Annotated in this window: 6 protein-coding genes; 5 read left to right on the plus strand and 1 reads right to left on the minus strand. The window is 35.7% G+C overall.

Annotation, left to right across the window (positions count from 1 at the left end; all coding sequences use genetic code 11):
• Positions 1-22 precede the first annotated feature (22 nt).
• The 3 genes from LNQ34_RS13935 (at position 23) to LNQ34_RS13945 (ending at position 12,468) form a co-directional block, all read left to right on the plus strand.
• The gene (locus LNQ34_RS13935) at positions 23-4,963 is read left to right on the plus strand and encodes an aminotransferase class V-fold PLP-dependent enzyme (RefSeq protein WP_230000170.1); all 4,941 of its coding nucleotides are present in this window, start codon (positions 23-25) and stop codon (positions 4,961-4,963) included.
• On the plus strand, positions 4,960-11,436 hold the full coding sequence (locus LNQ34_RS13940) for a non-ribosomal peptide synthetase (protein WP_230000171.1): 6,477 nt from the start codon (positions 4,960-4,962) through the stop codon (positions 11,434-11,436). Before LNQ34_RS13935 ends, LNQ34_RS13940 begins: the two co-directional genes overlap by 4 nt.
• Positions 11,437-11,706: 270 nt before the next feature.
• The gene (locus tag LNQ34_RS13945; protein ID WP_202703500.1) at positions 11,707-12,468 is read left to right on the plus strand and encodes a ThiF family adenylyltransferase; all 762 of its coding nucleotides are present in this window, start codon (positions 11,707-11,709) and stop codon (positions 12,466-12,468) included.
• A gap of 955 nt (positions 12,469-13,423) precedes the next feature.
• On the opposite strand, the gene LNQ34_RS13950 is transcribed toward LNQ34_RS13945, so the two are convergent.
• A complete protein-coding gene (locus LNQ34_RS13950; protein ID WP_202704511.1) occupies positions 13,424-14,182 on the minus strand; it encodes a response regulator transcription factor in 759 nt (252 codons plus the stop codon).
• Between the two features lie 253 nt (positions 14,183-14,435).
• On the opposite strand from LNQ34_RS13950, the gene LNQ34_RS13955 reads away from it, so the two are divergent.
• Both LNQ34_RS13955 and LNQ34_RS13960 read left to right on the plus strand, forming a co-directional pair.
• The gene (locus LNQ34_RS13955; RefSeq protein WP_230000172.1) at positions 14,436-15,122 is read left to right on the plus strand and encodes a hypothetical protein; all 687 of its coding nucleotides are present in this window, start codon (positions 14,436-14,438) and stop codon (positions 15,120-15,122) included.
• A gap of 251 nt (positions 15,123-15,373) precedes the next feature.
• The gene (locus LNQ34_RS13960) at positions 15,374-15,907 is read left to right on the plus strand and encodes a UpxY family transcription antiterminator (protein WP_230000166.1); all 534 of its coding nucleotides are present in this window, start codon (positions 15,374-15,376) and stop codon (positions 15,905-15,907) included.
• Positions 15,908-16,035: the final 128 nt, after the last annotated feature.

Below are 16,035 nucleotides of genomic sequence, written 5' to 3' on the forward strand. Positions count from 1 at the left end.
AGCAATAAAAAATAATATAATTATGGAGAATATCGCTTATTTGATTAAAGATTTGAGGTCACGAGGTATTGGTGTGACATTGTCTGGTGATGATTTGGAAATTTCACAATTAAAAGAAGAAATAGATACAGATACAATTAACTTTATTAGAAATAATAAAGAGAGACTGGTAAATTATCTGCGTTCTTTCTCGTCTCAGGATTCATTCTCAGAAATACCCAATGCTCCATCTTTATCAAGCTACCCGATATCTGATGCACAACGCAGATTATGGGTGTTAAGCCAGTTTGAAGAAGGTACGGTAGCCTATAATATGCCATCCCGAATAGTATTAAATGGGGATTACAACATTGAAATGTTCAAACAAGCGATTCAGGCTGCTATCGACCGTCATGAAATATTGCGTACGGTATTTAAAGAAAATAGTGCCGGAGTTGTGCATCAACATATACTTACACCAGAAGCATTGAATTTTAAAGTCGATTATAAGGATTTTAGAATATTGGGTAATGAGTCAGCAGCAGCTATAGATTTATACATAGAAGAAGACAAGCAATTGAAGTTTGACCTTGAAAATGGTCCGCTAATCAGAGCTTCATTGTTACAGATGACTGATGATAGCTATACTTTTTACTATAATATGCATCATATCATCAGTGACGGATGGTCTATGAAGGTACTTTCGAATGATGTATTGGCCTTTTATAATCATTATGTAAACAAAACTCCGTTAGAATTATCTGAATTAAGAATACAGTATAAAGATTACTCGGCCTGGCAGCTTTCACAATTAGAAACAGCATCTTATAAAGCAAGCAAAGAATACTGGAACGATCTTCTGTCCGGCAGCATTTCAACAATTGATTTACCAAGCACAAAAAAACGTCCTTTGTTTAAAACAAACAGGGGACAAAAAATAAGCACTTTTGTTTCTAAAGATACCACTTCAAAACTTAAGTTGTATTGTAATCAACAGGGGGGAACGCCATTTATGGGCTTACTATCCGCTTTAAATGTTTTAATCTACAGGTATACCAATACCAATAATATTGTTATCGGATCTCCTATTGCAGGCAGAGAGCATGTAGAACTGAAAAATCAAATTGGATTCTATACCAATACTTTGGCATTACGCAATGAATTAAACCCTTCAGATAGTTTTAATTCGGTTTTTAATCTGGTAAAACAGAATACCTTAAATGCATATACCCATCAATCGTATCCGTTTGACAGACTCGTTGAAGACCTGCAGGTAAAGCACAATACTTCCCGCAACTCGTTTTTTGATATTATGATGGTATTTCAGAATTTTGATCATGATACCGCTGACTTTGATTGGAAGGAGGAAAAAGAGAAAGAAATTGTAGATTTAGGAGTATCCAGTCCAAAATTTGATATAGACATCACTTTTGAAATCGTTGGCGGTCACCTTAAAATAGATCTTGAGTACAATACAGATGTTTATGAATATGAAGTCATAGCGAAATTTGTAAATCATTTTAAACAATTGCTTAAGAATATTTTTGACCAACCGGAAAAGGAAATCTCAAAAATTGAACTTCTTTCTGAAAAGGAAAAGCAGGAACAATTATATGAATCTAATGATACAAAAGCAGTTTATCCTAAAGGAGAAAATATCATCAGTTTATTTGAAGCTCAGGTTAAAAAAACACCAAACAAAACCGCTGTTATCTATAAAGACATTAAACTGTCATATTCTGATTTAGAGGAGAAATCAGATGCTTATGCGGTATACCTGACTTCCATGTTTAATGTAAAATACGGTGACAGAATTGTAGTTACATTACCTCATGATGAACATCTTTTAGCCGTTTTATTAGCCGTTAAGAAAACAGGAGCCATCTATGTTCCGATTGATCTTGAAACGCCACAAAGCCGAATTGATTTTATAAAAGAAGACAGTGAGAGTACTATTGTTATTGATGAGAATCTCTTGCTAGAAATGAATGCTTTCGAGAATAAAGGAAGAAAATTTGTAAAACCTCAGCCTACCTATGATAATGAAATTGAATTTCTTATTTACACCTCAGGTTCTACTGGAATACCTAAAGGGATATTGATAAAATCTGAAAGTGTATGCAACAGACTGTACTGGATGTGGAATAATTATCCGTTTCAGGAAACAGAAATTTGCTGCGCCAAAACCTCAATAAGTTTTGTAGACCATATTTGGGAACTATACGGACCTCTGTTAAAAGGAATTCCTTCTGCGTTTTTTAAAAAATCAGAGATTTTGGATATCCGCGGTTTTATTAAAAGTTTACAAGAAAATAAAGTAACCCGTATTGTACTGGTGCCATCCTTGTTAAGAGCTTTACTGGCTCATCCTGCCCTGTGCAAAGAAGAGTTAAAGCTGCTTAATGTATGGATAAGCAGTGGAGCTTCGTTAAAGAAAAGTGACGTGCAGCATTTTTATGCCGTACATCAACGAGGAGACGTTAGGTTATTAAACATATACGGATCTACAGAAGTGACAGCAGATGCGACCTACTATGATACTTATGAAGACTATAATCATTATAAAGATTTTAAACTTTTTGAATACACTTCAGATGACAAAATAGAAGCCTTAATTTCACAGCACGACGTAGCGTCAAAAATAGTATCAGAAGACTTTCAATCTCTTTTGGATCTGAAAAATTTTAAGGATGTTGGTCTTGATTCTCAATACAATCCCGATGCCTATCTGAAATTTGTAGCAACAGAAGTAATTCCTAATGTGGTTAATGTGAGCAAACCTTCCTTCATAGGTCACATGACAAGTCCTATTCCTAAAATTATTAGAGAAATGAATGCTCTAATAGTGGCGCTGAATCAAAATCAGGTTAAAATAGAAACCTCTATGGTAGCTACTTTGATTGAAAAACAGGTAATAGGAATATTTCACAACCTGGTATATGCAAATGATCTGAAATTTTATGACGATTTTGTTCAGAATGCAGATCAGGCCCTTGGTGTAATCACCAATGGCGGTACCATGTCTAACCTGATGGCCATAAATTATTCGTTAAATAACTTATTGGGACCTAAAGAAGGATTTAGCGGGATTAAAAAAGAAGGACTTTTAGCAGCACTCAGGGCCTATGATTTTGATCGTGTCGTTTTACTGGGGTCAGATTGGTGTCACTATTCATTTGGAAAAGCTTTAAAACTTTTAGGTCTGGGTACCGATGCTTTTATCTCCATAGACTATGAAGGAAAAGAAGCAGCTGCTTTAGAAACAGAGATCGTTTCACTGATTGCAAAATTACGTGAAGAAAAGTGTCTTATTTTAGGTTTAGTCGGTATTGCGGGAACAACGGAGTCCGGAAATATCGATCCGCTTGAAATTTTAGGAAAAATAGCAAACCATCATAACATTCATTATCATGTGGATGCCGCTTTTGGAGGCAGTTTTTTAACGGACGATACGCTTAAACTGAAAATGAAAGGTATAGAATTAGCCGATTCAGTTTCGATTTGTGCTCATAAACAATTGTACATTCCGATCGGTTTGAGTGTTTGTGTTTTTAAAGATCCGAATTTTGTAAATTCTTCAGAGAACAATACCCATTATCAGGCGAGAAAAGGAAGTTATGATCTGGGTAAATATACTATAGAAGGCTCCAAGAACTTTATGAGTTTTGCTTTACACGCCGTATTTAAGATTTTTGGGAAAGAAGGCTTTGCGCAGGTAATCAGACACAATTATGCTACAGCACAGTTTTTTGCACAAGCGATTGATAAACACCCGGATTTTGACCTTGTTTTTAAGCCCGATCTGAATATTGTACTGTACAGATATTTACCTAAAAAATACAGAGGTAAGGAAAGTCTGAGTAACGAAGATTTAGAACAAATCAATGAGATCAATCTTAAGATTCAGAAGGAACAATTTAAACAAGGAAATTCTTTTGTTTCCTATACACAGATAAAGAAAAGGGAAAATGAGCAAAGACATCTTCTGTTCCGAACGGTTTTCATGAATCCATATACCACAAAAGAAGATTTGTTATCCTTATTAGAAGAGCAGGTTACCATTGCTGCCACTATCGAAAACAGACTTTACGAATCGCATTCCAGTGTTCAGAATGAAAGCATTTTTATTGGTAAACCGATAGAAAATGTCAAGGTGTACATCCTTGATGAATTTTTAAACGTATTACCGGCCGGAGTGGTAGGGGAGATCTGTATCAGTGGAGAATGTGTGTCTGCAGGATATACAAATACTGTAGAAGATTTTGCGGCGAAGTTTATCGAGAATCCATTTTTAAAAGGAGAACGTTTGTTTAGAACAGGCGATTTAGGAAGAAAATGGGAAGACGGTAATATTGAGTTTGTAGGAAGAAAAGACCATCAGATTAAAATTAGAGGAAATCGCGTTGAATTAGGCGAGATCGAAAATACCTTGTGCAAAAGAAAGGAAATAAGTCAGGCTGTAATTACGGTTATCGAGAATGGTGTGTCTCAGGAAAATGAACTTGCCGCTTACATTATTTCCAGCCAGAAAGAAGAAGTAATGGATCTGCGGGCATCCTTAAAAAAGAGCCTTCCGGAATATATGATTCCTTCTTATTTTGTACAGTTAGAAAAATTTCCGGTACTCACCAATGGAAAGATTGATCTCAAAGCATTACCGGATCCTCTGACAGAAGGCATTTCGACCAAAGTAGCTTACGTGGCACCACGCAATGCTATTGAAAAAGAACTAGTCAGTATTTGGCAGGAAGTTTTGGATAAAGAAAAGATAGGGGTATTAGATGATTTCTTTGAACTAGGAGGTCACAGTATAAAAGGAACTAAACTTCTGTCCCAAATAAACAGAGCTTTTAATGTCGAGATAAACATTAAAAATTTATTTATGTCTCCTACAATAGAATGTTTGGCGGCACAAATAAAATTTATAGAAACCCAGGAGCAAATAAAGTCTGAAAAAGAATCACTTACAGAAATAGAATTATGATCGATTTATTACATAAAATAACAGAGGGCGGAATCGCTTTAGATATAGTAGATGGTCAATTAAAACTTTATGCAAAAGCCAAAGAAGTAGACCCGCAATTACTAGCAGAAATAAAAGAAAATAAAGAACAAATTCTGGCGTATTTATTAGATACCGGAGCATTAGATAAAAACACAGCTGTCCTACAGCCTATCGTTCCTGTTGCTCAGGCAGAAAATTATGCGCTTTCATTTGGACAGCAGAGATTGTGGACATTAAGCCAATTTGAATCCGGGGCAAGCACTTATAACATGCCCTATCATATTGAGCTTAAAGGACAGTACGATCTTATTTATCTTAAGCAAGCGATACGTGCTGTCATAGACCGCCATGAAATATTGCGTACCGTATTTAAAACAAATGAAATAGGAGAAGTACGTCAATACATAATTCCAAGTGAAGATTTTGAGTTTAATGTCACTTATATTGACTATCGAAATGCCTCCGATAAAGAACAGGAAGTACAAGATTATATAACCAATGACGCTTCTAAATCTTTTGATTTGGAAACAGGTCCTTTGTTTCGCGTTGGTTTGCTGCAAACAGACGATAATCGATATACTTTTTACTACAACCTGCACCACATTATTAGTGACGGATGGTCGATGAACATCTTATCACAGGATGTACTTCATTATTACAAAGCCTATGCAAATAATGCAGCTGTAGCACTGGAACCGTTAAAAATTCAGTACAAAGACTTTGCAAATTGGCAATTGGAACATTTAAATAGTGAGTCGAGTACTCTTTCAAAAGAATATTGGGCCAAAGAGCTGTCAGGTGATTTACCGGTGCTGGACCTACCGTCTGAAATTGTTCGCCCGTCTGTCCTATCTTATGAAGGTCGTGGATACAGAACTTATTTTTCTAGAGAACTTTCGAAACGTATCAAAGATTTTTCTACAGAAAATGGAGGAAGTTTATTTACGGGACTTTTAGCAGCCTGGAATGTGCTGTTTCATAAATATTCAGGAGAACAGGACATACTTATTGGAAGTCCTAATGCAGGCCGGGACCATGCAGATGTGTTCAATCAGATTGGGTTTTATGTAAACACAATGGTTTTACGAAATACAATAGATCCTGAGATGACTTTCAGATCTCTTTATAAGCAGGTAAAAGACCGAACTCTTGAATCTTATAAACATCAAACCTATCCGTTCGACCGTATCATTGAAGATTTGAACATTCAAAGAAACGTTGGCAGAAATGCCATTTTTGATGTTTTACTGGTACTGCAAAATGCCGGAATTCAAATTTCAGATGCTGATCTGGAAAATATAGAGGTTAGCGAGATCAGAGAGTTAGGTGTTAAGGCCGCTAAGTTTGATGTAGAACTAAGTTTTGTCGAGGCAGGAAGTTATCTTGCTTTTGATCTTACGTACAACACGGCGGTGTATGATGAAGGGAGTATGAAAAGAATGATCAGCCATTACCAGCAATTATGGGAGGAGTTATTAGACAATCTGGATACACCGGTAACGGATATCTCTTATATTTCTGAAAAAGAAGAACAGCAGCTGCTTATTGATTTTAATAAAACAACAGCACCTTATCCCGATACGTTATCCATCCCGGAAGTATTCGAAAAACGAGTTCAGGAATCTCCCGATGCAGTAGCAGTTGTGTATGAAGATCAGAGTTTTACGTATTTAGAATTGGATGATTTATCCAATAAATTTGCCCAGTTTATACAAGATCAATATACAATCGCTTCTAATGACACTATAGGGATTAAGCTGGAGCGAAATCATTGGTTTGTGGTAGCGTTATTGGGCGTACTAAAAGCAGGTGCTGTGTATGTACCAATGGATCCCGAGTTTCCAAAAGATGTATTGGACTTTATTACAAATGATGCTGCCTGTATTTTCTGTATAACAAAAGAAGAATTACAAGCCTTCATAACCTGTAAAAAGGATATTGATATTTCAGATTTTAAGCTAAATCAAACAGCAGATCCGTTAGCCTATATTATGTATACCTCGGGATCTACCGGAAAACCAAAAGGAGTAATCATAAATCAAAAGTCAATTTTGCGATTAGTGATGAACACCAACTATTTGGATGTTACTTCACATACTGTTTTAGGACTCTCAAATTTTTCATTTGACGGCTCTACTTTTGATATTTTTATGCCTTTATTAAATGGAGCTAAGCTTGTCATTTCTGAGAAAAATATATTTCTTGATCTCCAAAAATTCAATGAGTTAATAATCACCAAAAACATTAGCTGCTTTTTTATAACAACAGCCCTTTTTAATGTCATTGTTGAAGCCGAATTACCTGCGTTAGGGCAAATAAAATGTATCTTATTCGGAGGGGAACAAGTCTCTGTAAAACATGTCAAAAGATTCAAAGACCTATATCCTGCAGTAAGTTTACGTCATGTTTATGGCCCAACAGAAAATACAACATTTTCTACATTTTATGAAATCAATGCCATCAGTGACAATCCTAAAACGATACCTATTGGCTGTTCAATTACAAACAGTACCAGTTATATATTAGATGCTAAAAATAAATTAGTTCCTATCGGAGTTCCGGGTGAGATATGTCTTGGAGGTGAAGGCATCGCCGAAGGTTATCTCAATAGACCGGATTTAACAGAAACTAAATTTGTGCCTCATCCTTTTATTGATGGATTAAGTATTTACAAAACCGGAGATACAGGGAAATGGCTGTCGTCTGGAGATATCGAATTTATTGGACGTAAAGATGATCAGATAAAAATAAGAGGTCATCGTATCGAGTTAGGAGAAATAGAAAATGCACTATTAACCATAGATGCGATAGACGATGCCATTGTAATTGCAAGAAAAAACAAAAACGACGAAAAAGAGATCGTTGCCTATATGGTATCCGGAGTAACGTTGAGCGCTTCTGATTTACGAAACGAACTAAAGAAAAAGTTAGCCATTTATATGCTGCCTTCTTATTTTGTACAACTGGATCAGTTTGTATTAAACAGCAATGGAAAGGTAAATAAAAAATTACTTCCGGATCCTGAAACAGTCTGCCTTTCTACTACCTCAGATTATGTGGCGCCAAGAAACGGTAAAGAAGAACTTTTAGTTAGTATTTGGACTGCTGTCTTGCAAAAAACTACGGTAAGCGTTACCGATAACTTTTTTGAATTAGGCGGGCATAGTCTTAAAGCAGCCAGATTAATTGAAGAGTATCGCAGAGCTTTTAATGTTAAGCTTACTTTAGAGACAATTTTTTTGCATCCCATATTAGAAGATCATGTACAGCTTATTGAAGAGAGTACCTATTCAGAATATCAGTCGATACCGGTTATGGACAGTAACGATAGTTATGCACTTTCGGCAGGCCAAAAAAGATTATGGGCTTTAAGCCAACTGGAAACAGGAGCATCGATGTACAATATGTCATTTCATACCATACTGGAAGGGAGTTATGATATAGCCGTTCTTAAACAGGCCATTTATGCAACAATAAAACGTCATGAGATACTACGTACCGTTTTTAAAATTGATGATAGTTTAGGAGAGCTTCGTCAGTATATTATTCCTAATGATTCATTTTATCTCGATATTCCTTTCCTGAATCTTCAGGGTGAAGACGGCATAGAAGATAAACTTGCTGCTTATCGCAAAGAAGACCTCCATCTTCCATTTGATTTGACAAACGGACCATTAGTAAGAGCCTGTTTGTTTCAGTTAGAAGAAGCAAAATATGCTTTTCATTATAGTATGCATCATATTATAGGTGACGGCTGGTCTATGGAAGTTTTATCCAAAGACATATTCACATTTTATGAAAGCTTTAAAAATAATACAACCGTTTCACTGCAACCGCTTAAAATACAGTATAAAGAGTATGCAAATTGGCAGCGATTGCAATTAGAAGAGGCTTCCAGTCAGCAGGACAAAGTATTTTGGAAAGAATTGCTGAACGGTTCATTACCAGTACTTGATTTGCCAACGCAAAAATTGAGACCAGCTGTTAAAACAGCTCAGGGGAGACGATTCAGAACCTATCTTTCAGCAGAGCAGACAACAGCAATTAAAGGAGTAACTCAGGAATATGGAGGAAGTTTGTTTATAGCCCTTTTTTCAGGCTGGAACATCTTGTTGCATAAGTATACGGCTGCACGTGACATAATTATTGGAACTCCGGTAGCAGGAAGAAATCATATTGATCTTCTGGATCAGATAGGGTTTTACGTCAATACAATTGCATTAAGAAACGAAGTTAATCCGGAATTGTCTTTTGTCTCTTTTTATAAAAAAATAAAAGAACAAACCCTAAAGTCTTATAACCATCAAATGTATCCGTTTGATCAGTTAATAGACGATCTGGATATTCGACACCAAACCTCCCGAAATGCTGTTTTTGATATCATGTTTTCTTTACAGAATGTACTATCTCACAGGGTGGATGCAATCGTATCAAAAGATGCTGTAATGGCAATTGAAGATACAGGAGAAGCGATTGCGAAATTTGATTTAGAAGTAAACTTTCAGGAAGTGGGACAATGTTTGTTATTTGATGTAACCTACAACACAAATGTTTATGAAGCAGAAACGATCGAAGGTCTTATGAACCACTATAAGCAATTATGGAATGTAATTCTTGAGCAGCCAAATGAATTAATTCAGAATCTTACTTATTTATCACAAGAAGAAGAAGATCAGCTGGTTCACACATTTAATAATAATGACATTATATATCCTGAAGAGGATACGATTGTAACACTATTTCAACAACAGGCAGAAAAAACGCCACATAATTTAGCAGTAGTTTTTGGAGAAACACAAATTACGTATGCACAGCTGGATGCACTTTCTGATAAGATGGCAAACTATATCAGAAATACAAATGATGTTCATCCTGAAGATCTTATAGCCGTGAAGTTAGAAAGAAGTGATTGGTATGTGATCGCGCTGCTGGCGATACTTAAAACGGGTGCTGCCTATGTACCTATTGATCTGAATTATCCGGAAGATCGTATTGCATTTATTCAAAGCGACAGCAACTGTATTGCTACAATAGATGATTCTTTTATCTCCGAATTTCAAAATGCAACTATTGTATCAGATAGCAGGGATGTAATGGTACAGGCTTCTAATATGGCCTATGTAATATATACTTCGGGATCTACCGGAAAACCTAAAGGTGTCATGGTCGAACACAAAGCCTTAAGTAACTTGTGCCACTGGCATCAAAAAGAATACAGTCTAAGCACAGACAGCAGATGTACATTGTACGCGAGTATAGGTTTTGACGCCTCTACATGGGAATTATTTCCAACGCTCTTAAGTGGAGGATGTGTGTACCCAATACCGGAATCCATTCGCTTAAAAACGGCAGACTTAATTGCATTTTTCAATACCCATAAAATAACGCAGGCTTTTGTTCCTACAGTATTATACAACGATATATTACGAGACAGTGCAGCACTGCAGCAGCCTTTAAAACTGTTATTAGGAGGCGAGGCACTTATAGTAAAAGATGTAAACGATAAGCTGGAAATCTATAACAATTATGGTCCTACCGAGAATGCAGTGGTAAGTACTTGTTATAGAGTAAAAAAGGACACTGTAGGATTGGTGCCGATAGGAAAACCAATAGGTAATGTGAAAACTTATATTCTCGATGAAAATGGAAGCCTGGTACCTCCGGGAGTAACAGGAGAGTTATGCCTGGCAGGAAAGAGTCTGGCCAGAGGCTATTTGAATAGCCCTTCACTGACTGGGGAAAAATTCGTGTCACATGTTTTGGCAGGTGATGGGAAGCTCTATAAAACAGGTGATCTTGCCAAATGGCTTCCGGATGGAAACATTCAGTTTATGGGACGTAAAGACAATCAGGTGAAATTGAGGGGATATCGTATCGAACTTGGAGAAATTGAAGCGGCTTTGCAAGAAATAAGCGGGATTAAAGAAACAATTGTTCTTGTAAAAGAGATTAAAGGTGAAAAATACATTACGGCATATATGGTAGGTAACACCGAAATTGATCGCATGATTCTTAAAAAGAAGCTAAGCAGAACTTTAGCAGACTACATGATACCAACCTATTTTATTTATGTAGACAGTATGCCATTAACCGCTAATGGAAAAGTAGATGTCAAATTACTGCCGGATACAGACGACATACAATTTAAGGAAGTGGCCGTTTATGTATCTCCCGAAAGTGATTTAGAAAAACAGCTGGTTACCATATGGCAGGACATCCTAGAAAAAGACAGAATAGGAATAGAGGACAGCTTTTTTGCACTTGGCGGACATAGTTTGAAAGCAATACAAGTGATTTCTAAAATTCAGAAAGAATTCAATATCAAAATTGAACTTAAAGAATTGTACAACGAACCAAGAATTAAAAACCTGGCAAGTTACATAGAATCGATACAAATTCTGAACAGCCAGCAGCCAGTCTTTATGGCTGTTGGTGAAGAATTGGTTTTTTAAAACTATAGTTTAGCTTAAGAAAGAATAGCGATTATCAGATAAAAACAGTTACAGGAGTATTCTTGTAGCTGTTTTTTTATTTTAAGGGTATCGCAACGTACTTTTTTTAAGTTTTTTGGGTTGTTAGATATGTAGTGATCTGATTTACAGCAGGTAGTTTTTTAAGTATCATTTAATGAGTGATTTTGGGACCTTAGCAGATAAAAACTACCTTTTAGGTTAAAAGGGTACCCGTTGTTTCTGTTTAATTTTGAATAAAAAATTAATATTATGGATGATCGTTATTCAAAGAATAAACTTTATCTAAGCGATGAAGAACAAGAGATTATAAAAGATTTTCCGATTTTGCTGGCTGGAAGTGGTATTGGAAGCGTAATCGCGGAATGTGCGTTGCGTTTTGGTTTTGAAAAAATCACTATTGTAGACGGTGACCAGGTAGAACGGTCTAATTTGAGCAGACAGAACTATACAGAAGATGATATCAATTTGAACAAGGTAGACGCTTTGGCAAGACGATTGAAATCGATTAATAAAAATGCAGAAATTAATTGTATCGATTTTTTCCTGACTGTCGAAAACATAGGAGATCATATTAAAGGTCACAAAGCGGCAATCAATACGCTTGATTTTTCTTCTCCTGTACCGTTAATATTTGATACCGCTTGTCAAAAGTTAGACATTCCGGTGCTGCATCCTTACAATATAGGATGGGGAAGTCTGGTAACTGTTATTGCCAGAGATGGTCTTCTTTTAAATGCATTGGCAAATGGGGAGGAAGAATTTAATGAAGCTACCATGATGGAATATGCTTCAAGTTATTTGAGATTTTGGGGAAATCCACAAAAATGGATGGACAGTATAATCGAAAAGTACAAAATCGAAAAAGGCTGTCAGTCACCGCCGCAAATGGCCATTGCATCGTGGTCGGTAGCAGCTTTATGTACTCATCTGCTTTTTAATATTGCAACGGGTAAAAAGTTCAAAAAATTCCCTGAGTTTTATTTGTCTGCAATTATTGATGAAGATTTGTAGGATTCTAAAGAGTGAAGAGTGAAGAGTGATGAGTGAAGAGTGATGAGTGAAGAGTGAAGAGTGAAGAGTGAAGAGTGAAGAGTGAAGAGTGAAGAGTGAAGAGTGAAGAGTGAAGAGTGAAGAGTGAAGAGTGAAGAGTGAAGAGTGAAGAGTGAAGAGTAAAGAGTAAAGAGTAAACAGTAAAGAGTAAAGAGTAAAGAGTAAAGAGTAAAGAGTAAAGAGTAAAGAGTAAAGAGTAAAGAGTAAAGAGTAAAGAGTAAAGAGTAAAGAGTAAAGAGTAAAGAGTAAAGAGTAAAGAGTAAAGAGTAAAGAGTAAAGAGTGAAGAGTAAAGAGTAAAGAGTAAAGAGTAAAGAGTAAAGAGTAAAGAGTAAAGAGTAAAGAGTAAAGAGTAAAGAGTAAAGAGTAAAGAGTAAAGAGTGTCTTATAGAAACACATTCTTCTATTATAATGCTTTGTGCTTTATTAAAAGTGAAACGTCTTAATTTCAGTTAGAAAAGCTATGTTTCTATGTGTTTAATAATCGTCACAGTAAAAAAGCCTGTTTATCCGATCGATAACGAACAGGTGAAGCAATTTGCGTGAAAAATATTTAACAGATAGAAACATAGGTTTTTATGTGCAGAAAAGAATATCTAAAAGAAATACATTCCTCTACTATAACGCTCTGTGTTTTATTAAAAGTGAAACGCCTTAATTTCAGTTAGAAAAGCTATGTATCTATGTGTTTAATAATCGCCACAGATTAACGGATTAAAAAGATTATAAAACTTGTGCAATCTGCATGAAAAATGATTTTACACATAGAGACATAGTTTCTTTAAAGGTAAGAAAATCTATGTCTCTATGTGTTAAAACAATACTTCAACAAAGAGCCAACAGCTAAGAAATCTGCAAGATCTGCGTGAAGATACTCAACGCATAGAAACATAGTTTTTTATAAGGAATAAAAGAATATTAAATCAGTTTATTACTGGTGGCATAAGCGATGGCCTCAGCAATATTTCCTACCCCCAGTTTGGTGAACAACTTTCTCTTGTGAAATTTAATTGTATCAGCCGATACAAACATACTTTCAGCCATGTTGGCAATGGTAAAACCCCTGATAGAATACTGCAAAACCTCCTTCTCACGGCTGGTCAGTTCTATCTTTTTCAGCACCTTCCAAAAGCCTCCCTCAAGGTCATAGCTGAAGATCTTATTTTCCCCTTTTTTATAAATTTTAATATTCCCCGACTGCAATTCAGAAGAAAGCGAGATAATACAAATCGATTTCCAGATTTTACCGTCATTGGTCAGGAAAACAGGAGTCAGTTTTTGATTCACCAAAAAAGTTTTTCCATTGGGATTTTTTAAGCGGAAGTCATAGGAAATGGTATGATTCAGGCGTTCTTCTACAGGAATGTTTTGATAAAAGTCAAAACCTATGGTATTGATCTTTAGTAATAAATCGAGATCTTCTTTGACTACATACTTAAAATAAAAGGCATATCCGAGTTCCTGAACCTCAGCCGGGGTGTGATCACACAAGAATAATGGATTTTCGGACACATATTCAAACCCCTTTTTTTCGTAATCAATAATATAAATACTGCTGTAAGTTGTTCTGGCAAATGCTTTGACCAGTTCTAAATAATCTCCCAGTCTGCCTTTTTCATCTTCAGAGATCTTTTGAACGGTGTTGTTTGAGGAAAAAAAGTCGTTTTCAATTACCATATTTTAATAGTTTTTTAACAGGTTGTGAATATAGGAAAAATTGGAGATATGATGTTAAAATAATTTTATTTCTATACGAATTTAACTTCATTTCAATAAAAATGATATTTGGTTTTTTGGCCGCTTTTTTTCTTCTTAAATTCGTTATCAAAAACTACACTTAAGGGTGGTTTTTGATTAAAATACTGTGAACTAGTATTTTGTGTAATAGGAAGCGTAAATTGTGGTGATAGTTTTGGAGAAAACAAATACTATGAAACTCGCCAAAAACCACCACACAGAAATGAATCAAAATGACATCTTCCGTATGTCAAAATTTGTAGTCACAGAAAACTTCAATCACCACTCTAATGAAGTTTTTCCAAGCCACTATCAAAAAGATATTGATGCCGTTTACAAAGAAGAAATGAACTTCCTTGAAAACTCCAAAATATTCGCATTCAAAAACGAACTGGGAGACTTTACCGGAACCATCAGAGTTCTAAAATGGGACTTCATTACCCCGCTTCCCATTCAAAAAATGTTTGGTATCAACCCTTTCTTATGTGCAGAAGGAGATGCCATCAATGAAATCTGGCACATTGGACGTTTTGCCATCAAAAAAGGTGTTCGTGATGTTAACCTTCTAAAAAAACTATTGGTTTGTGCCATTGCACCGGTTTGCAAACACGAAGACAATATGGCCTTTGCTGAAATCGATGCCAAACTGCTTCGCGTGCTAACCCTAATGGGCATCAAAGCAAAAATTGTGGGCAAATCAATTGAATACCTGGGATCAGAAACCATTCCTGTATCGATGTCCTATAATGGGCTTATTGCTTTCTATAACGAGAACAAACATTTGGTTACACCGGAAGATTTTGAGCTTTCGTCTGTAAAAGATAAACTACCCAATAAGGTAGTATTTAAGGCTAACCAATTGAACTACACTTTGGTGTAGTAGAATTTGAAAACCTGTATTGTAAATTTACTTCAGTAAAAATAAGTAGTTGTATTAGCAGCTTTCAGATTTTTACAACACACTCGAAAGGAATCAAAAATTACCTTGAGAGTTCCAACAAAAACACGATTACCAAAATTACTTTCGAGTAAAAAAAGGTAAAGCTATTAAACCAAAAAACGTATCTAAAAAAAATAACCATGTGACTGGTAGTAGCGCAGCTATGTCCGGTGATGAAAAAACCAAATAATATGGATCGAAAAAAAGGTTGGCATGTTCTTTACGTAAAGTACAGACATGAAAGTAAAGTTTACAAAGAGCTAATGGAGAAAAAATTAGAAGCTTTTTTACCTATGGCCACCAGTATTAGAAAATGGAGTGACCGAACCAAGAAAATTGAAATTCCATTATTTCCGAGTTATGTTTTTGTAAACATCAAATCCAATAAAGACTTTCATGATGCATTAAATGTAGAGAGCGGCTGTTCGTACTTGTCTTTCGGCAAAGAATATGGCAAAGTTTCCGAAGAAGAAATCGCTTATATCAGACTCTTCACCCAGGGGAAAGACATCACCGATGTTCAAGTCGAATCGGCACTGCCAAAAATAGGCGATAAACTTAAAATCGAGCATGGTGAACTATCAGGTTTGGAATGTGAAGTTTTCAGAGTCGACAATCAGCACAGAATCAGTGTACGATTAAGTTCATTACGCCAGAATATCTCAGCCATAATACCATTGTCGTATTTATCCAATCCAGCAGAAAACGTCTTTGCTAAGGCGTAGTCTTAGATTTTCTTTTCCATTAGATTATCGCCTCCTCTATAATGGAGCGAATCAATAAAGTGATTTTTGTACTTGCTATAAAGTGTAAAAGATCTCTTATTTCAATCCTTTTTTACTACATCAAAATC

The sequence above is a fragment of the Flavobacterium lipolyticum genome (assembly GCF_020905335.1).
Taxonomy (GTDB): domain Bacteria; phylum Bacteroidota; class Bacteroidia; order Flavobacteriales; family Flavobacteriaceae; genus Flavobacterium; species Flavobacterium lipolyticum.

Coding starts and splice junctions, on each gene's coding strand:
- LNQ34_RS13955 (WP_230000172.1), top strand. CDS start 14,436: ATGAAACTCGCCAAAAACCACCACACAGAAATGAATCAAAATGACATC.
- LNQ34_RS13960 (WP_230000166.1), top strand. CDS start 15,374: ATGGATCGAAAAAAAGGTTGGCATGTTCTTTACGTAAAGTACAGACAT.
- LNQ34_RS13950 (WP_202704511.1), bottom strand. CDS start 14,182: ATGGTAATTGAAAACGACTTTTTTTCCTCAAACAACACCGTTCAAAAG.
- LNQ34_RS13935 (WP_230000170.1), top strand. CDS start 23: ATGGAGAATATCGCTTATTTGATTAAAGATTTGAGGTCACGAGGTATT.
- LNQ34_RS13940 (WP_230000171.1), top strand. CDS start 4,960: ATGATCGATTTATTACATAAAATAACAGAGGGCGGAATCGCTTTAGAT.
- LNQ34_RS13945 (WP_202703500.1), top strand. CDS start 11,707: ATGGATGATCGTTATTCAAAGAATAAACTTTATCTAAGCGATGAAGAA.